The organism is Kribbella orskensis (assembly GCF_004342085.1).
Taxonomy (GTDB): Bacteria; Actinomycetota; Actinomycetes; order Propionibacteriales; family Kribbellaceae; genus Kribbella; species Kribbella orskensis.
In genome coordinates this window covers 786893-805853 of the sequence record NZ_SLWM01000001.1, presented here as the reverse complement: position 1 = coordinate 805853, position 18961 = coordinate 786893, and the positions used below count along the sequence as shown (strand labels likewise).

The 18961-nt window shown below is 70.3% G+C and carries 18 protein-coding genes; 12 read left to right on the top strand and 6 right to left on the bottom strand.

From position 1 onward, the window contains the following. Positions 1–3 precede the first annotated feature (3 nt). From EV644_RS03925 to EV644_RS03915, 3 genes are all read left to right on the top strand, one after another. A complete protein-coding gene (locus EV644_RS03925) occupies positions 4–1470 on the top strand; it encodes a mannitol dehydrogenase family protein (RefSeq protein ID WP_132187605.1) in 1467 nt (488 codons plus the stop codon). A gap of 61 nt (positions 1471–1531) precedes the next feature. Continuing rightward, on the top strand, positions 1532–2959 hold the full coding sequence (gene xylB / locus EV644_RS03920; protein WP_132186914.1) for a xylulokinase: 1428 nt from the start codon (positions 1532–1534) through the stop codon (positions 2957–2959). A 40-nt stretch (positions 2960–2999) separates the two neighbouring features. Then, complete coding sequence (locus EV644_RS03915; protein ID WP_132186915.1) at positions 3000–3422, top strand: DUF3592 domain-containing protein; 423 nt, start codon at positions 3000–3002, stop codon at positions 3420–3422. 23 nt (positions 3423–3445) lie between these two features. On the opposite strand, the gene EV644_RS03910 is transcribed toward EV644_RS03915, so the two are convergent. Continuing rightward, complete coding sequence (locus EV644_RS03910; RefSeq protein ID WP_132186916.1) at positions 3446–4699, bottom strand: sensor histidine kinase; 1254 nt, start codon at positions 4697–4699, stop codon at positions 3446–3448. Next, complete coding sequence (locus tag EV644_RS03905) at positions 4696–5388, bottom strand: response regulator transcription factor (protein WP_132186917.1); 693 nt, start codon at positions 5386–5388, stop codon at positions 4696–4698. The genes EV644_RS03910 and EV644_RS03905 overlap by 4 nt, the downstream gene beginning before the upstream one ends. 130 nt (positions 5389–5518) lie before the next feature. Here EV644_RS03905 and EV644_RS03900 point away from each other — a divergent pair, with 130 nt between their 5' ends. The 8 genes from EV644_RS03900 to pepN all read left to right on the top strand — a co-directional run bounded on the left by EV644_RS03900 (position 5519) and on the right by pepN (position 13967). Continuing rightward, on the top strand, positions 5519–5854 hold the full coding sequence (locus tag EV644_RS03900; protein ID WP_132186918.1) for a hypothetical protein: 336 nt from the start codon (positions 5519–5521) through the stop codon (positions 5852–5854). After that, on the top strand, positions 5851–6894 hold the full coding sequence (locus tag EV644_RS03895) for an AAA family ATPase (protein ID WP_132186919.1): 1044 nt from the start codon (positions 5851–5853) through the stop codon (positions 6892–6894). Before EV644_RS03900 ends, EV644_RS03895 begins: the two co-directional genes overlap by 4 nt. Continuing rightward, positions 6891–7829 (top strand): DUF58 domain-containing protein, encoded by a 939-nt coding sequence (locus EV644_RS03890; RefSeq protein WP_132186920.1) that lies wholly within the window; start codon positions 6891–6893, stop codon positions 7827–7829. The genes EV644_RS03895 and EV644_RS03890 overlap by 4 nt, the downstream gene beginning before the upstream one ends. Further along, entirely contained in the window at positions 7826–8773 is a 948-nt protein-coding gene (locus EV644_RS03885; RefSeq protein WP_132186921.1) for a VWA domain-containing protein, read from the top strand. The genes EV644_RS03890 and EV644_RS03885 overlap by 4 nt, the downstream gene beginning before the upstream one ends. A gap of 22 nt (positions 8774–8795) precedes the next feature. Then, positions 8796–9725 (top strand): S1C family serine protease, encoded by a 930-nt coding sequence (locus EV644_RS03880; protein ID WP_132186922.1) that lies wholly within the window; start codon positions 8796–8798, stop codon positions 9723–9725. Positions 9726–10078: 353 nt separating this feature from the next. Beyond that, complete coding sequence (locus EV644_RS03875) at positions 10079–10960, top strand: LysR family transcriptional regulator (protein WP_132186923.1); 882 nt, start codon at positions 10079–10081, stop codon at positions 10958–10960. Positions 10961–11019: 59 nt separating this feature from the next. Continuing rightward, on the top strand, positions 11020–11487 hold the full coding sequence (locus EV644_RS03870; RefSeq protein WP_132186924.1) for a YkvA family protein: 468 nt from the start codon (positions 11020–11022) through the stop codon (positions 11485–11487). Between the two features lie 23 nt (positions 11488–11510). Then, positions 11511–13967, top strand: a complete 2457-nt coding sequence (gene pepN / locus EV644_RS03865) for an aminopeptidase N (protein WP_132186925.1) — start codon at positions 11511–11513, stop codon at positions 13965–13967. Here pepN and EV644_RS03860 read toward each other — a convergent pair. Beyond that, positions 13954–14493 carry an RNA polymerase sigma factor gene (locus EV644_RS03860; protein ID WP_132186926.1) on the bottom strand — a complete coding sequence of 180 codons (540 nt, stop codon included), beginning with the start codon at positions 14491–14493 and terminating at the stop codon, positions 13954–13956. The genes pepN and EV644_RS03860 overlap by 14 nt on opposite strands. Before the next feature lie 68 nt (positions 14494–14561). On the opposite strand from EV644_RS03860, the gene EV644_RS03855 reads away from it, so the two are divergent. Continuing rightward, positions 14562–15575: a serine/threonine-protein kinase gene (locus EV644_RS03855; RefSeq protein WP_132186927.1), complete on the top strand. Its 1014-nt coding sequence runs from the start codon at positions 14562–14564 to the stop codon at positions 15573–15575. A gap of 42 nt (positions 15576–15617) precedes the next feature. Here the strand turns inward: EV644_RS03855 and EV644_RS03850 are convergent, their stop codons facing one another. From EV644_RS03850 to EV644_RS03840, 3 genes are read right to left on the bottom strand one after another with little or no spacing between them, the layout of a single operon-like run. Continuing rightward, positions 15618–16646, bottom strand: a complete 1029-nt coding sequence (locus EV644_RS03850; RefSeq protein ID WP_132186928.1) for a S66 family peptidase — start codon at positions 16644–16646, stop codon at positions 15618–15620. A 10-nt stretch (positions 16647–16656) separates the two neighbouring features. Beyond that, positions 16657–17532, bottom strand: a complete 876-nt coding sequence (locus EV644_RS03845; protein ID WP_132186929.1) for an aldehyde dehydrogenase family protein — start codon at positions 17530–17532, stop codon at positions 16657–16659. Beyond that, entirely contained in the window at positions 17522–18958 is a 1437-nt protein-coding gene (locus EV644_RS03840) for an aldehyde dehydrogenase family protein (protein WP_132186930.1), read from the bottom strand. The genes EV644_RS03845 and EV644_RS03840 overlap by 11 nt, the downstream gene beginning before the upstream one ends. Positions 18959–18961: the final 3 nt, after the last annotated feature.

Genomic DNA, 18961 nt, shown 5'->3' with positions numbered 1-18961 from the left:
CAGATGCTCAGCCAGGCCAAGATAGGTGCCCTCAGCGACCAGGTGGCCATGCCGGAGTACGACCGTACTGCGGTCCGCCCGGGCATCGTGCACTTCGGCGTCGGCGGGTTCCACCGCGCCCACCAGGCGATGTACCTGGACCGGCTGATGAACGACAGCAGAGCGCTCGAATGGGGCATCCGCGGGGTCGGCACGATGCCGGCGGACCAGCGGATGCGGGACGTGCTGCAGGCGCAGGACGGGCTCTACACCCTGGTGATCAAGCACCCGGACGGGACGCTCGAGCCGCGGGTGATCGGCTCGATCATCGAGTACCTGTACGCGCCGGACGACCCCGAGGCGGTGCTGGCGCGGATGACGGCCCCGGCCACCCGGATCGTGTCGCTGACCATCACCGAGGGCGGATATCACGTCAACCAGGTGACCGGTGAGTTCGACCCGGACGATCCCGGCCTCCAGCACGACCTGGAACCGGGTGTGGTGCCGACGAGTGCGTTCGGGCTGGTGGTCGAGGGGCTTGCCCGGCGGCGGGCGGCCGGCGTACCGGCGTACACCGTGATGTCCTGCGACAACATCCCGGGCAACGGGCACGTGGCGAAGAAGATGCTGACCTCGTTCGCGCGGCTGAAGGACCCCGAGCTGGCGGACTGGATCGAGCGCGACGTGCGGTTCCCGAACTCGATGGTGGACCGGATCACCCCGGTCACCGCGGATGCCGACAAGGAGGCGCTGGCGGACGAGTTCGGCATCGAGGACGGCTGGCCGGTGGTCTGCGAGCCGTTCACCCAGTGGGTGCTGGAGGACGACTTCGGCGGGGACCGGCCGCCGTTCGAGGACGTCGGCGTGCAACTGGTGACCGACGTCGAGCCGTACGAGTTGATGAAGCTGCGGCTGTTGAACGCGAGCCACCAGGCGCTCTGTTATCTGGGGTACCTGGCCGGCTACCGCTACGCGCACGAGGTGTGCCAGGACAAGCTGTTCGTGGACTTCCTGCTCGCCTACATGGACGAGGAGGCGACGCCGACGCTGCCGCCGGTGCCGGGCGTCGATCTGGACCGGTACAAGCACCAGCTGATCGAGCGGTTCGCCAACCCGGAGGTGCGCGACACGCTCGCCCGCCTCTGCGCGGAGAGCTCGGACCGGATCCCGAAGTGGCTGCTGCCCGTCGTTCGCGAGCAACTCGCCGCGGGTCGCGGGATCGAGCGGGCCGCGCTGGTCGTCGCCGCCTGGGCCCGGTACGCCGAAGGCGCCGACGAGCAGGGCGAGCCGATCGAGGTGGTGGATCGGCTGCGCGACAGGCTGGTCGAGCGGGCGCAGCGGAACCGGGAGGATCCGCTGGTCTTCATCTCCGACCGGGACCTGTTCGGCGACCTGGCCGACGACGAGCGCTTCGTGCGGGCCTACACGTCGGCGTTGGCCTCGCTGCACGAGCGCGGCGCTCGGGCGACCCTCGAAGACCTGGCCCGCTGACGGCTGGGTGGGTGCGGTTACCGTTGGCTCGAGCCTGCCGCTCTGAGAAGAAGGGCCCAACATGAGTCAGCAGAGACTGGTCGCCGGAGTGGACTGCTCCACCCAGGCGACCAAGGTCCTTGTGGTCGACGCCGCCACCGGCGAGGTACTGCGGGAGGGCCGCGCGCCGCATCCCGACGCCACCCAGGTCGATCCGGCCGAGTGGTGGAAGGCGTGGGAGATCGCGTCCGACGGCTTGCTCGACGGCGTCGAGGCGATCTCGGTAGCAGGTCAGCAGCACGGCATGGTCCTGCTGGACGGCTCTGGTGACGTCGTCCACCCGGCAGTCCTCTGGAACGACACGAGCTCGGCCGACGCGACCCAGGAGCTCGTCTCGGAGCTCGGCGGTCCCGAGGCTTGGGCTGCCGCCACCGGCTCAGTGCCGGTGCCGAGCTTCACCGTCACGAAGCTGCGGTGGGTTCGCAGCGCTGCCCCGGATGCCGCGGCCCGGGCCGCGGCTGTGGCGCTGCCGCACGACTGGATGACCCACAAGCTGGCCGCCGATCGCTCGGGCATCGAAGACCTCACCACCGACCGCGGCGACGCCTCCGGCACCGGCTGGTGGTCGCCGACCTCCAACTCCTACCGACCGGATCTGGTCGAGCTCGCCTTCGGCCGGCCGCTGACCCTGCCACGGGTCGCCGACCCCGCCGAGATCGTCGGCCGGACGTCTACCGGCATCGCCTTGGCCGCCGGCACCGGCGACAACATGGCCGCCGCCCTGGGCCTGGATCTCCAGCCCGGCGACGTCGCTGTCTCCCTGGGAACCAGCGGCACCGCGTTCGCCAGGTGCGCTGAGCCGACGACGGACCCGAGTGGTTTCGTCGCCGGCTTCGCCGACGCCACCGGCGGCTACCTGCCGTTGGTCTGCACCCTGAACGCGGCTCGCGTCCTGTCGGCGACGGCCCGGTTGGTCGGCATGGACCTCGCCGAACTCGACGCTGCTGCCCTCAACTCATCCGGCAGCGCAGGCCTCGTGATGCTCCCGTACCTCGACGGCGAGCGCACCCCGGACCTGCCGCATTCAACCGGCCTGATCTACGGCCTCACCCGCGCGACGGCACAACCCGCCACGATGGCCCGCGCCGCCGTGGAAGGCATGCTCTGCGGCCTGGCCGACGCTGTGGATGCCCTCCGCGCCCAGAACATCCCCGTTCACCGCATCCTCCTCCTGGGCGGAGCAGCCCGCTCCCGCGCAGTACAGGCCTTTGCTCCCGCTCTGCTGGGTGCGCCGGTGGTCCTGCCAGAACCAGGCGAATACGTGGCGCTAGGCGCCGCCCGCCAGGCCACCTGGGCCCTCACCGGCAAGCTCCCCACCTGGGAAGTAGCCTCTGGAAAACCCGAATCCTCAACCATGACCGACACCGAGGCAGCGAGGGTTCGCGAGCTGTACGCCGCAGTACTAGCCGGCACTCGCCCATTGCTCGCCGCGAACAGAGACGGGTCCTGACCCGACGGAACGCGCAGGCGGCGGTCGACGTCGACTTGCTGTGAAGCAGACGAATCGGGCGAACCGACGCAAGCGGCGGTTCGCCTTCAACGTCGATGGCGTCATGTGCCTTGTGGCGGCGCTGGTCCTCACCGGCCTCGGGGTCGCTGAAAATCTGGACACGTACTGGCTCGACCAGCGTGGAGAAGTGGTGACCGCCACGGTGCTGGACGAGCACGGAGGCAAGACGACGCGCATCGACGTCCGCTATGTGACCAAGGCTGGGCAGACCATCGAGAACGACACGGTGAACTATCTGGACGCCGAGGTCGGGAAGGAGATTCAGGTCGTCTACGACCCGGAGAATCCGTACCGGATGCAGGCGGCCGACTGGGGCCTCGACTATTGGCTTGGTGGCCTGTGGTTCGTCGGTGCTGTCTTCTTTGTCTACTTCGGCGTAGTCCAGCTCTGGCCCAGGACCTGACCTGCGAACCTCCGCCAGGCGGTTCAGTGGCGGGGGCCGAGGGGGTCTTCGGTGGGGGGTGTGGGGGTTCGGCGGGTGGTGTTGGTCAGGGAGCGTTCGGGGAGCCAGAGGGTGAAGGTGCTGCCTATGCCTAGTTCGGAGTGGAGGGCTACGGAGCCGCCGTGGGATTCGACGATCTGGCGGACGATGGCGAGGCCCAGGCCGGCTCGGCGTTGGCCGGTCGAGGCGACGGCCGCGGGTGGTTGGCGTTGACCTGAGCGGAAGAAGCGGTCGAAGACGCGGTCTGCGTCCTCGTCGGCGATGCCCGGGCCCTCGTCGCGGACGGCGATCCAGGCCCAGCCGTTGCGGCTTCCGACGGCCAGGACGAGTTCGCTGCCGCCGCGAGCCAGCCGGACCGCGTTGGAGAGGAGGTTGTCCACCGCCCGGCGGAGTGCCTGAGGATCTCCGGCGGCGATCGGGCCGGGCGCGAGCCGGCGTACCAGGTGGAGTTCGCGATCGGCCGCCAGCAGGGCGTATTCCTCGGCGGCCTCACCAGCGATCGCGGCCAGGTCCACGTCGGCGTCGACGAAGGCGGGGGACGAGCGGCGGGCCGACGCGAGCAGGTCCTCGACCAGCCGGGTCATCCGCTGGATCGCGCGGCTGACGATCGCGGTCGCCTGCGCGCGATCGTCCGGCGGGGTGTCGTCGTGGGCCAGTACCGCGTCGACGTTGGCCTGGATCACCGCCAGGGGGTTGCGCAGTTCGTGGGAGGCGTCGTCGACGAGTTGCCGCTGGGCGATGAAGGCGGACTCCAGCCGGCCGAGCATGTCGTCCACGGTGTCGGCCAGGTTGCGCAGTTCGTCCCGCGGTCCCTGCAGCGCGATCCGCCGGGACAGGTCGGTGGCCGAGATGTCCTGCGCCGTCGCGGTGATCTGCCGGACGGGCCGGAGTGCGCGACCGGACAACCACCAGCCGGTGCCGAGGCTGACGAGGAACAGCGCGCCCATCCCGGCGGCGGAGTAGTTCCTCAACGTCTGCAGGGTTTTGTAGTTCACCGCGGACTCGATGCTCGACAACTCCGCGGCCTGGAAGGTCTGGCCCTGCTTGGCCTTCAGGTTGCCCTCGTGGTCGCGGTAGACCTTGTTGACCGTGATCGGGTCCAGCGGCGTCGGATCGAGATAGGCCGACAGCGCGAAGTACAGGCCGCCGAGCACGAGCGCCGACAGGCCGATCAGTACGGCGGAGTACGCGACGGTGAGCCGGAAGCGGATCGTCTGGGTCCACGGTGGGAGCTTCATGTGTCACCTCTGAGCCGGTAGCCGCGCCCGATCACCGTTTCCAGCAAGGGATCCTCGCCCTCCAGGGTGAGTTTGCGCCGCAGCGTCCCGACGGTCACCCGGACGCTCTGGGTGAACGGGTCCGCGTTCTCGTCCCACACGTGCTCGAGCAGTTCCTCGGCCGACACGACGTGCCCGGGCCGCGACATCAGATACCGCAGTACGCCGAACTCCTTCAACGTCAGCGGCAGTTCCCGGCCCGCGCGGGTGGCGAGGTGGCGCGAGCTGTCCAGCACCAGGTCGCCGACGTGCAACTGGGTGGTCCCGTTCGTCACGTCCCGCCGGAGCAGCGCGCGGATCCGCGCCAGCAACTCCACCAGGGCGAACGGCTTCGTCAGGTAGTCGTCGGCGCCCTCGTCGAGCCCCCGGACCCGGTCCGCCAGCGAAGCCCGCGCAGTCAGCATCAGCACCCGCAACTCCCGCCCGGACGCCACCTCGATCTCGCCTCGCCGTACCGCACGGCACAGGTCGAGGCCGCTCGTGTCGGGCAGGGTGATGTCCAGGATCGCCAGGTCGTACGCCGTGGTCGCGAGCTTCTCCATCGCCACGGCGCCGTTCTCCGCGGTGTCCACGGCATAGCCGGCCCGGCCCAGTCCCGAGCGCAGCGCGCTGACCAGACCTTCCTCGTCCTCCACCACCAGTAATCGCACGAGACCAAGGTAGCCGTGCGGACCGCAAGTCCCGGTGAGCTCTTTCGGCGGACTTTCGCTCTGCTTTCCGGTCGTTTTCGGGCCCTCCTGATGATCTGAACCCCATCAACCTCAGTCAGAAGGAGTTGGCATGAACCTCTCCGGCAAACGTCTCCTGCTCGGTACTACGGTCGCCGCCGCCGCGCTCGGCGTCGGCGGCATCGCGTATGCGGCCGGCAACGACCCCGCGCCCGAGCAGGGCTACGTCACCATCGAGGACGGCGCGACCACCCCGAGTCCCGGCGCCGACCCGAGCACCGGGCCCGGCCAGGGCCAGAACGGCAGCGGCGCCCAGCGCGACGGCCGCGACTGCCCCGAGAAGAACGGCTCAGGCACCGAGAGCCCGGGCACCGAGGGGTCCCAGCCGACCCAGCCCGAGCAGAGCCAGCCTGAGCAGAGCCAGGCCGACCCGGAGGGCAACGCATGACCGCAGTGCTCGAGCGCGCCCTCTTCGAGGTGAAGCGGGTCGTCGTCGGCCAGGACCAGTTGGTGGAGCGGATGCTCGTCGGCCTGCTGGCCCGCGGACACTGCCTGCTGGAAGGTGTTCCGGGCGTCGCCAAGACGCTCGCCGTCCGGACCCTCGCGGAGGTGATCGGCGGCCGGTTCGCCCGGCTGCAGTTCACCCCCGACCTGGTCCCCGGCGACATCGTCGGTACCCGGATCTGGCGGCCGTCCGCCGAGGGCTTCGACACCGAGCTCGGCCCGATCTTCGCGAACCTCGTGCTCGCCGACGAGATCAACCGGGCGCCGGCGAAGGTGCAGTCGGCGTTGCTCGAGGCAATGGCCGAGAACCAGGTCAGCATCGGCGGGGTCAGCTACCCGCTGCCCGAGCCGTTCCTGGTGCTCGCGACCCAGAACCCGATCGAGTCCGAGGGTGTCTATGCGTTGCCCGAGGCGCAGCGGGACCGGTTCCTGCTGAAGATCACGGTCGACTATCCGACACCGATGGAGGAACTCACCATCCTGCAGCGGATGAGCTCGCACCGGCCGCACGCCAACGCAGTACTCACGCCCGCGATGGTCAGTGAGTTGCAGGAGGCAACGGAAGACGTCTTCGTACACAACGCCGTCGCGGAGTACGTCGTCCGGCTGGTCCACGCGACCAGGGCTCCGCAGCAGTACGGGATCGACGATCTCGGCGGGGTGCTGGACTTCGGCGTGAGCCCGCGGGCCACGCTCGGCCTGGTGGCAGCCGGTCGCGCCCTCGCACTGCTGCGGGGCCGGGACTACGTGCTGCCGGCTGACGTGTACGACGTGGCGCACGACGTGATGGCGCATCGACTCGTGCTGACGTTCGACGCGCTCGCCGACGGGGTCGACCCGCGCGCGGTGGTGTCGAGGGTGGTGCACGCCGTCGAGCAACCGCACGTCGTACCGGCTGACGACACGCCACCCGGTCCGGGCGTGAACAGCACCGGTGGGTTCGACCCGAGCGGCGGGGTCGGCGTCCAGGGGTCGGCGGCATGACGGGTCCGGACCTGCTGGCCGGGCGGGAGCGGGCGCTGCGCTCGCTGGAGTTGTCGGTGAAGCGGAAGCTCGAGGGCTTCCTGCACGGCGACATCACCGGCCTGCGCAGCGGTCCCGGCAGCGAGCCGAACGAGGCCAGGCCGTACCAGGCCGGCCAGGACGACGTCCGCCGGATGGACTGGAACGTCACGGCCCGCTCGCTCGAACCGCACGTCCGGGCGCCGCTGGCCGAGCGGGAGCTGGAGACCTGGGCCCTGGTGGACGCGTCCGCCAGCATGGACTTCGGCACCGCGCTCAGCGAGAAGCGGGATCTGGCCGTCGCCGTCGTCGGAGCCGTCGGGCTGCTCGCGGACCGCCCCGGCAACCGGCTCGGCGTACGTGTTGCCCTGGGCAATGAAGTCAGGCGGATCCCGGACGTCGGCGGAGTGGCGGCGCTGCGGCGTACCCTGCGCACGCTGCTGTCCCTGCCGCGGCCGGAGCCGGGGGAGCACCCGGTCACCGATCTCGGCCACGCGATCACCCGGCTCAACCGCGAGCATCCCAGGCCCGGGTTGCGAGTGGTCGCCTCGGACTTCCACGGCGAGGGCTGGGCGGATCCGCTGCGCAGGCTGGGCGCGAGGCACGAGGTGATCGCCGTCGAGATCCTCGACCCCCGTGAGCTCGAGCTCCCCGAAGTGGGCCTGCTGACGCTGGTCGATCCCGAGACCGGCCGGCGACGCGAGGTCCAGACCGGCAGGAAGCGGCTGCGCGAGCGGTACGCCGCGGCGATGGCCGAGCAACGCGCGCAGACCGCCCAGGCGATCCGGGCCGCCGGCGCGGCCCACCTGGTACTGCGAACCGACACCGACTGGGTCCGCGACGTGGCGGCCTTCGCCACCGCACGCCGCCGGGCCAACACTCGCCGAACCCCTCGAGGGAGGACCGGTATCCGATGAAATTCGAGCAACCGCTGTGGCTCTGGCTGCTGCTGGTGGTCGCGGCGCTCGTCGTGGCCTACCTGGTCGCACAACGCCGCCGCAGCAAGTACGCGGTACGGTTCGCGACGCTGCCGATGCTGGAGAAGGTGGCACCGCAGCGGCCCGGCTGGCGACGGCATGCGCCCGCACTGGCCTTCCTGGCCGCGATGACCGTCCTCACCATCGCGATCGCCCGGCCCGTCACCGACGTCCGGGTGCCGCGGGAACGGGCGACCGTCGTGGTGGCGATGGACATCTCGAACTCGATGGCCGCCACCGACGTCGAGCCGAACCGGTTCGAGGTAGCTAAACAGGCCGCGACCGAGTTCGTGAACGACCTGCCCGAGCAGTTCAACGTCGGCTTGGTCTCGTTCGCCCGTACTGCGAACGTGGTGACGCCGCCGAGCACCAACCACCAGGCCACCGTCGACGCGATCAACGGGCTGACCCTGACCGACAGCACCGCGATCGGGGAGGCCGTGATGACGAGCCTGCAGGCCGTCCGGTCGCTGGACGCCGATGCGGCCGAGGACCCGCCGCCGACCCGGATCGTGCTGCTGTCCGACGGTGGCAACACCTCCGGCCGACCCGTCGAGGAGGCCGCCCAGGCGGCGACTGAGGCCGGCGTACCGGTCTCGACGATCGCCTACGGAACACCGGAGGGCACGGTCGACATCGAAGGCCGGTCCATCCCGGTCCCCGCCGACACCGAGTCCCTGCGGGGACTGGCCGAGGCGACCAGCGGTTCCTTCTACGCCGCGGAGAGCGACGAGGAACTGCGCGACGTGTACTCCGATCTCCAGTCGTCGATCGGCTGGACCACCGAGGAACGCGAGATCACCAATCTGGTGGCGGGAATCGCCCTGGCCGTGGCCCTGCTGGCCGGCCTGGCATCGCTGCTCTGGTTCTCGCGTCTGCCCTAGTGCTGTACGTCAGGAGCCTGCTGTGAGCCCACATCTCGGTCAACCCTTCCGCGGGCCGCACTACCAGCCCGGACCACCGCCGGCGGCCCCGCCCCAGCCACCGCCGACCGGTTTCCCCTTCCCCGTCACCCCGGCCTCCGCCACGCCGGCACCCCCCTCCCCGGCGGCGGCACCTCAGGCCGGGGTGACGGCCCCGACCCCGGTACGCCGTACCGGGCGGGTGCTGGCGACCGGGATCGCGTTGTCCGTTCTGGCGGGTGGACTGGCCGGCGCGGTGACGGGTGGTGCATTCGACTCGCCCGCCGCGGTCGCACCAGTGGAACTGCCGCAGGCCTCGGCTCCGTCGGGATCGGGGTCGTCGATCTCCTCAGCCGCGGCGGCGGTGCTGCCCGGCGTGGTGTCCGTCCGCGCCGGCCGGGCCACCGGCTCGGGTTTCGCGATCGACCGGCAGGGACACGTGGTCACGAACGCCCACGTGGTGGAAGGAGCGAGCAATGTGTCACTGGTCCTGTCGAACGGGCGCTCGCTCGACGCCGACATCATCGGGGTGGACTCGAACAACGACCTGGCCGTCCTCCAGGTCAGCGGTGACACCTCGGACCTGCGGGCGCTCACGCTCGGCCGGTCCTCGGAGCTCCGGGTGGGCGACCCGGTGCTCGCCGTCGGCTCACCCCTCGGGCTGGAGGGAACGGTGACGGCGGGCATCGTCAGCGCGGTCAACCGCCAGGCCCGCTTCGGTGAGAGCGGTACCCGCCAGACGGCGATCCAGACCGACGCGGCCATCAACCCGGGCAACTCCGGCGGCCCGCTGGTCAACGCGGCCGGCCAGGTCGTCGGCGTCAACACCGCCATCGCCACCCTCGGCACCTCCAGCCGCTCCGGCAACATCGGCATCGGCTTCGCCATCCCCGTCGACCGGATGACGGCGATCGTCAAAGGCCTGATCGACTGAGCCTGGCCCACCGCGGTGGCGGAGGAGCCAGTCGGCGATGTCGTCGGCTGCTTCCTCCGGGTGGGTCGCGGCGAAGCTCTCGGGTGGGTTCATGCCGTGGGCGTAGGCACGGGCCGCTTCGAGGACGTGGTGGGCGGTCGCGAGGAGTTGGTGTGCCTGGGCGAGGGCTGAGGCCGGGTCGCGGGTGGTGATCGCCAGGCGGGCGAGGTCGGCGACCTGGCAGGCCTCGTGGGCCATCGCGATCCGGGCGCGGTCCTCGTCGGTCAGCACGGTTCGAGCATCGATGGTGTGGACCGGGTCGCACAATGCGTCATTTCCGAGGTCAGCCTATGGCTCAGACTTAGGCTGGTGAGATGCGCTACGACCTGGACGATCTGCGGCTCTTCGTGAACGTCGTTGCCGAGGGCTCGATCACGGCGGGAGCGGCTCGGATGCATCTCAGTCTGCCTTCGGCCAGCGCGCGGGTCAGGGCGCTTGAATCCCAAGCTGGGGTTGCGTTGCTGATCCGGGAGCGGCGCGGAGTGCGGCCGACGCCGGCCGGTACGACGCTGGCCCGCCACGCGCGCGAAGTACTGGCTCAGACTGCTCGGCTCGACAGTGCTGTCGCGAGCTACACCGCGGCGCGGTCCCGGCCGCTCGTGCTGGTCGCCGGGACGTCTGCCATGGATCGGCTGGTGCCGGCCGCACTGGCGTCGTTCCTGCGGGAGTATCCGGAGCACGACGTGACGGTGTCCGAGCAGCGCACGCCGCGGTCGCTGCGCCTGCTCAGCGAGGGCAAGGCCGACCTGGGCATCGTGTCGGACGACGAGGCCGGCTCGACCTCATTGCGGACTGAACTCCTGGCCGACGACTCGCTCGTCGTGATCGGGCAGTCCGGTGGCGTGCTCGCCGGGCGGCAGTCACTCTCGTACGCCGACGTCGCCGAGCACCCGATGGTCGGCCTACCCGCCGATGCGGCCCTCCGCGGCTGGATCGACAAACACCTCGGCCCACACGCGCCGGTCCCGCGCTACCGGACCCTCGTCCCCACCCTCCACGCCCTCATCACCCTCGCCACCGCGGGAGTGGGCCTTGCCGTCGTCCCGCTCCGCTCCGTGCCGCCCGGACCTCTGCTGGACATCCGCCCGCTGACCGACCCGTGGTCCACCCGCTCCCACCTCCTCTGCCACTCCGCCCACCGGCCGACCACCGCCACCAAGTCCCTCGCCCACCACATCCACCTCGCCGCCGGGTAGACCTGCTGCCGCCACTCGACCTCCCTGCCTGTTGGGCTGGGGCGCACTAGGGTTGGTGGATGCTGTACTTCGGTGGGTTGCTGGGCTTGATGGGGCTGACGACATTGGTGTTCCGGGATGCCGATGTCGCCGGTTTGCCCGCGGCCGCGGCCGGGGTGGGCCTGCTCGTCGTGGGGGCTGCCGTGGCCGGCCTCGGCCTGCTGCTGCGGGTGCGTCGTCGGCGGCGGGTGGCCAGGGGAGAGCCGGTGCCCATCGGAGATTTCTTCGAACGGGCCCGTGCGCTGCCCCGACTGCTGCGGGCCGCGCGTCAGGAGGGCTACGCCGGGTTGCCCAAGAGCCGGATGGCTTTGTGGGTGCTCGCGCTGGTCTACCTGGTCTCGCCGATCGACATCCTCCCCGAACTGCTGCCGATCATCGGGGTGGCCGACGATGCCGGGGTGGCGGTCTGGCTGCTCACCAGCGTGTCGACCGCGACGGGACTGTACCTCCGCCATGAGCGCGACCGGTCCGAGCTCCCGCCCGTTTAGACCGGGTTGCTAGCGTCCGGAGTATGCCTGCTCTCACCGTGGAGGACGCCCGGATCCGGGCCGCCGCCGTCACCGTTCGCGGATACCACCTCGAGTTCGACCTGACCACCGGGGACACCACGTTCGGCTCGGTCAGCCGGATCTGGTTCGCCGCGTCGGCCGAGAACACGTTCGTCGACGTGAAGCCCGACGAGTTGGTCTCGGTGACGCTGAACGATGTCCCCGTCGACGTCGGTGGTCTGGTCGACGGGCGATTGCCGCTCGAGGGGTTGCGGGCCGAGAACGAACTGGTGGTCACCAGCCGGATGGCCTACTCGGCGGATGGCGAAGGGCTGCAGCGCACGGTCGATGCCGCCGACGGCAGGGTCTACACCTACGGGATGTCCTCGCTGGAGTCGGCCCCGCGGTACTTCGCCTGCTTCGACCAGCCGGATCTGAAGGCGCCGTACACGATGTCGGTGCGGTGCCCCGAGGACTGGATCGTGCTGGGGAACGGGGCGGCGACGCAGACCGCGCCCGGCCAGTGGAAGGTCGCCGAGACCAAACCGCTCTCCACGTACTTCGTGACGCTGGTGGCGGGTCCCTACCACCTGATCCGTTCCGAGCACGACGGCATCCCGCTCGGCCTGGCCTGTCGGCAGAGCCTGAAGGAGCACCTGGACAAGGACAAGGACGACCTCTTCCGTACCACGGCCCAGGCGTTCGACGAGTACCACCGGATGTTCGGGTACCGCTATCCCTTCGGCGAGTACCACCAGGTGTTCGTGCCCGACTTCAACCTCGGTGCGATGGAGAACCCGGGCTGCGTGACGTTCGCGGACAGCCTGGTGTTCCGGTCGAAGGTGACGGACGCGGAACGCAGTACCAGGGCGCGGATCGTGGTGCACGAGATGGCGCACATGTGGTTCGGCGACACCGTCACGATGAAGTGGTGGAACGACCTCTGGCTGAACGAGTCCTTCGCGGAGTACATGGCGCACCGGGTCTCGCACGACGCGACGGATCACGCCGGGCACTGGACGGACTTCGCGTTCGTGCGCAAGTGGTGGGGCCTGCTGGCGGACCAGCGGACGTCGACGCATCCGGTCGCAGCTGACGCGATCAAGGACGCGCGGGCCTCGCTCGACGACTTCGACGGGATCTCCTACGCCAAGGGCGCCGCGGTGCTCAAGCAACTCGCCACCTACCTCGGCGACGAGGTGTTCCTGAAGGGCGTCAACGCGCACATCGACGCGAACGAGTTCGGCAACGCGGACCTGGCGGAGTTCATCGGCAAGCTCACCGAGGCCGGTGCCGAGGACCTGCCGAACTGGTCCGCGCAGTGGTTGCGCACGGCCGGTCTGGACACGATCAGCGCCGAGCGCACGGAGACCGGGATCCGCGTGCACCGCAAGGCGCCCGCGGACCACCCGGCAGACCGTCCGCACCAGTTCACGGTCGGCGGGTACGACGAGCAGGGCCGCGGCACGTCAGCCCAGGTGTTGCTGGACGGCGACCACGTGGACATGGAGCTCGATCCCGCGCTGAAGGTGATCGTGCCGGATGCGGCCGACGACACCTGGGCCAAGATCAGGCTCGACGCGGAGAGCCTCGCGAACCTGCCCACGGTCCTGCCGAGGATCGAGGACGGCACCACCCGCGCGGTGATCTGGAACAGCATCCGCGACGCGACCGCCGACGCCGAGCTGGATCCGAACCAGGCCTTCGAGATCCTGCTGGCGGCGTTGGCGCAGGAGGACAGCGACATCGCGGTGGGGTCGTTGCTGCGCTGGCTGGAGGACCGCCTGCTCGGGGTCTACCTCTTCCCGTACGAGTCGTACCGCGCGCAGGCAGCCGACGCACTGACCGCCCGGCTCGCCCAGACGCCGCCCGGCAGCAGCCTCCAGCTCGCCATCACGCGCGGAGTCATCGCCACCACGGCGGACGAGCAGCTGCTGAAGGGCTGGCTCGATGGCCACCAGATCCCCGAAGGCCTCACTGTCGACGCGGATCTCCGCTGGTCACTGGTACTGCGGCTCGTCCGGCTGGGCGCGTCCGGCAAGGCGGACATCGACGCGGAGCTGGCCCGGGACCAGTCGACCGAGGGCGTCTCCCAGGCCGCGAGGTGCTACGCGGCGACCGCCGGCGGCAAGGAAGCAGCCTGGACCCGGATCATGACGGATCCCGCGCTCGGGGTGAACGAGTTGTTCGCCACCTGCGAGGGCTTCTGGCATCCCGCCCAGGCCGAGCTCACCGCGCCGTACGTGGACCGCTTCTTCGAACAGATCGCCGGCACCGCCGACCACCGGGCCGGGATGGCGATCTCGCTGACCACCACGCGCATCTTCCCGCGGTTCGCGGTGGACCAGCGGGTGATCGAGCAGGCCGAGGCGCTGGTCGCCGACGACACCGTTGCCCCGAGCATCCGTCGGTCGGTGTCCGACCTGGCCGACGACCTGCGGCGAGCGGTCGTGGTGCGCAGCCGCTTCAGCGGACGGTGAGGTGCTCGGCGACTTCCTTGCGGGCCTGGTGGATCCGGGCCTTCACGGTGCCGAGCGGCACGGCCAGTTCGTCGGCGATCTCGACGTAGGTCATCGCGCCGAGGTCGCGCAGTACCAGCGGCTGGACGAGTTGCGGGTGGTTCGACTCGAGCGCTTCGAGCGCCTCCAGCAGGTCGAGCCGCGAGCCGGCGATCACCGAGGTGGTCCGCGGGTCCACCGACTCCGGCAGCACCTCGGCGGACTGCTCGACGGACCGGCGCTTCAGCGAACGGTAGGTCTGCCGGGCGCAGTTCGTCGCGACCACGGTCAGCCAGCCGGCGAAGCTGCCGGTGCCCTTGAAGGTGTGGATCTTGGTCGCCACCTGGAGCAGCGTGTCCTGCGCGGCCTCTTCGGCATCCTCGCGGACCGGCAGGAACTTGGACACCCGGTGCAGCACCTGCGGACGGATCGCCTGCAGCAGTTCGGGGACGACCCCCTCGTCGCCGGCCGCCGCCCTCGCCGCGAGGTGTTCCAGGTCCTCGTTCATGCTCCCCCAGCTGCTGCGTGTCGCGTCGGTGTTCGCCTAGATCCGCCCAGTCACCGACAATAGCCGGGATGGATGTCATCGGAAGGTATCGGCTGCAGTCGAAGATCGGCGCAGGCGCCTTCGCGACGGTCTGGCGCGGGTACGACGACGACCTCGACGTGGCCGTGGCCGTCAAGGTGCTGGCGGACAACTGGGCCTCCCGAGCTGACGTCCGCGAGCGGTTCCTGTCCGAGGCCCGGCTGATGCGCCGGATCGCCAGCGACCGGGTGGTCCGGGTCTTCGACCTCGGCCAACTGCCCGACGGCCGCCCGTACTTCGTGATGGACTTCGTCAGCGGCGGGTCCCTGGCCGAGGTGCTCGTCCATGGCCCGACTGACCCGGCCGACGCGCTCTGGTGGGGCGCGGACCTGGCGCGAGCGGTCGCCGCCCTGCACGAGGAGGGTGTCGTGCACCGCGACATCACCCCGGCGAACCTGCTGCTCCGGCCCAACCAGGGCAGCGAGTCGGGCGGCGGCACGCATCGGATCGTGCTGGCCGATCTCGGGCTGGCGAAACGCGCCGCGGAGGCGTCGGGACTGACCCAGGCCGTCGGCACCCCGTCGTACATGGCTCCTGAGCAGGCGCGCGGGAGCGATGGTTTCGACGAGCGGGCGGACGTGTACGCCGTCGGCGCGGTGACGTATGCGCTGATGACCGGGCGGGCGCCCTTCGTGGCGTCCTCCATCAACGACGTGCTCGCGCGCGACCCGGAGCTCAACCCACCCAGCCTGCGGCCGCTGCTGCACGACTCGCTCGGCCAGGTCGACGACATCCTGGCCCGCACGCTCGCTTACCGCGTCGGCGACCGTTGGGAGCGCGCGGACACCCTTGCCGATCGTCTGGAGGTCGAGGCCTACCGGCTCGAGCAGGAGGCGCCCCTGTTGGCAGGACAGCGCACCGCCGTCAGCAACGACGACGAGCTCAGTACGACGGTCGCGCAGGCGGCACAGGTGCGCCGGACCAGGCGCGGGTTGTTGCTCCTGCTGGTTCCGGTGTTCTTCTTGCTCGCACTGGCCGCCGCCTGGTTCTTCGTCGGGCAATGATCAGCAGGCGAGACGTGGGCGTCAAGAAGCGCAGGTCATCAATCAGTAGGTGACGGTGATCCGCTCCGCGGCAGGGTCGATGGAGACGTTGCCGCCGTAGGGGAGGACGACCTGCGGATCGGTGTGGCCGATGTCCAGCCCGGTGACCAGCAGCGCGGAGGGGTTGTACTCCGCGAGCGCCCGCGCCACAGCGGCGTACTGCGAAGCGCGGTAGGCGGCGCCTTCGTCCGGAGTGGTCTGGTGGTCCAGTTCCCAGGTCTTGGGGCGGCCCCAGAGGACTGCGTCGAAGCGGGCGAGCAGACCGCGTTCGCCGAAGTTGCGGAGTATCCGGTAGACCTGGGTGTCGCTCGGGAGTTCCTCACTGGTCTCGCAGAAGAGGACCCCGGAGTACTCCTCGACCGGGAGCATCCAGCGGCCGACGGCCAGTTGCCAGTCGAGGATCTCCAGGCAACCGCCCCAGAGTGGCCCGCTGACCGGCGTCGACGGACCGTGCCAGCTCCAGCCCTCGCCCGGGAAGAGGTCGGGCTCGGTCTCCAGGTGGACGGGGTTCGCCCAGTCGCGATCCCGGTCGGTCCAGCCGGTCGCGGGAGCCAGCTCGAAGTCCCCGGAGGTGAAGAGCGCGGCTCGCAGCGACCGCTCGCTGTCGGGATGCATCGCGCCGCCGCGGCCGAACTGCACCATCACGCTGCCGCCGTGGAACGCCGGAAGCCCTTGCGAGTAAAGGAAGTTGAGCATGTTCGTGTTGTCGCTGTAGCCGAAGAACGGCTTCGGGTCCGCCCGGAAGACCGCCGGATCGAGGTACTTCAGCAGGGCGATCTGGTCGTCGCCGCCGATACTGGCGATCACCGCGCGGACCTGCGGGTCCGACCAGGCGGCGTGCAGGTCGGCGGCCCGCTCCTCCAGCGTCGACCGCAGTTTCCGGGTCGCCGGATACTCCACCGGCTCCAGCCCGAAGGCACGGAGCCGCTGGAGGCCCAGCTCGTACGGCGCGGGGAACACCTCGGGGAGTCCACCCGACGGTGACACCACGGCCACCTTGTCGTCCGGGATCGGCTTCGCGGCGAACAGCATCAGGGCGGGATCAGACGCCGATGGGATGCCAGACGGTCTTCAGTTCGAGGTACTGCGTCAGGCGGGACAGGCCGGGCGACTCCGTCCAGTCCTCGTCGACCGGTCGGCGCACTCGCTTGAGGTTCTCCGCCGCCGCGACCTCCAGCGCCGTCGCCTCCTCGGGATCCGTCACCCCGGCCAGGTCGATCGCGTTCACGTCCAGGTGACCGGCCAGCCACGGCCCGATCTCCGACGCCGAGCCGGTCAGGATGTTGACCACGCCACCCGGCAGGTCGGAGGTCGCCATCACCTCGCCCAGCGTGACCGCCGGCAGCGGACGCTCGAACGACGTGACCGCGACGACCGTGTTGCCGGACACGATCGCCGGGGCGATCACGCTGGTCAGGCCGAGCAGGCTGGAGTCCTGCGGGGCCAGCACCGCCACCACACCAGTTGCCTCAGGCAAGGAGAAGTCGAAGTACGGGCCGGCCACCGGGTTGCTGGAGCCGACCACCTGGGCCAGCTTGTCCGCCCAGCCGGCGTACCAGACCCAGCGGTCGATGGCGGCGTCCACCACGGCCCGGGCCTTGCCGATCGACAGCCCCTCGGCGGCGGCGACCTCGGCGCTGAACTGCTCGTGCCGGCCCTCCATCACCTCGGCGATCCGGTAGAGCACCTGGCCGCGGTTGTACGCGGTCTTGCCGGACCAGCCGCCGAACGCCTTGCGGGCCGCGACGACCGCGTCCCGGGCGTCCTTGCGGGAGGCCTGCGAGGCGTTCGCGAGGAACTTGCCCCTGGCATTGTTCACCACGTACGACCGGCCCGACTCGCTGCGCGGGAAGGCGCCGCCGACGTACAGCTTGTAGGTCTTGCGCACGTCCAGGCGGGCACTGTCCTTAGTGGGCAAGGTAGGCCTCCAGACCATGGCGGCCGCCCTCGCGGCCGTAACCCGACTCCTTGTAGCCGCCGAACGGCGAGGTCGGGTCGAAACGGTTGAACGTGTTGGCCCAGACCACGCCGGCGCGCAGCTGGTCGGCCATCCACAGGATCCGGGAGCCCTTGTCGGTCCAGACCCCGGCGGACAGGCCGAAGGGGGTGTTGTTCGCCTTCTCCACGGCCTCGGCCGGGGTGCGGAAGGTGAGCACCGAGAGCACCGGCCCGAAGATCTCCTCGCGGGCGATCCGGTGCGCCTGGGAGACGCCGGTGAACACGGTCGGCGCGAACCAGTAGCCCTGGGTCGGCAGCTCGCACTCGGGCGACCAGCGCTCGGCGCCCTCGTCCTCGCCGACCTGCGACAGCTCGCGGATCCGGGCCAGCTGCTCGGCGGAGTTGATCGCGCCGATGTCGGTGTTCTTGTCCAGCGGGTCACCCACCCGCAGGGTGCCCATCCGGCGCTTCAGCCGGGCCAGCACCTCGTCGTACACGCTCTCCTGGACCAGCAGCCGCGAACCGGCGCAGCAGACGTGGCCCTGGTTGAAGAAGATGCCGTTGACGATGCCCTCGATGGTCTGGTCGATCGGCGCGTCCTCGAAGACGATGTTCGCCGCCTTGCCGCCCAGCTCGAGGGTGACCTTCTTGTCCGTGCCGGCCACCGACTTGGCGATCGCCCGGCCGACGGCGGTGGAGCCGGTGAACGCGACCTTGTCGACGCCCTCGTGCTCGACCAGCGCCTGACCGGTCCGGCCCGCGCCGGTGATGATGTTCACCACGCCCGGCGGCAGATCGGCCTGCTGGCAGATCTCGGCGAAGGCGAGCGCGGTCAGCGGCGTCGTCTCGGCCGGCTTCAGCACCACGGTGTTACCTGCCGCGAGGGCGGGCGCGATCTTCCACGCGAGCATCATCAGCGGGAAGTTCCACGGGATCACCTGCGCGGCGACGCCCAGGGGCTGCGGGTTCTCCCCGGCGCCGGCGTACTCGAGCTTGTCGGCCCAGCCGGCGTAGTAGAAGAAGTGCGCGGCGACCAGCGGCAGGTCGACGTCGCGGGACTCGCGGATCGGCTTGCCGTTGTCCAGCGACTCCAGCACGGCCAGCTCGCGGGACCGCTCCTGGATCAGCCGGGCGATCCGGTACAGGTACTTCGCCCGGTCGCGGCCCGGCATCGTGCCCCAGACCTTGTCGTAGGCCTTGCGGGCGGCCTTGACCGCCTTGTCGACGTCGGCCGGACCAGCCTCGCTGATCTCGGCCAGCACCTCCTCGGAGGCGGGGCTGACCGTCTTGAACGGCTTGCCGTCGGTGGCCTCGGTGAAGGCGCCGTTGATGAACAACCCGTACGACGACTTGATGTCCACGATCGCCCGCGACTCGGGCGCGGGTGCGTACTCGAATCTGCTCATGCC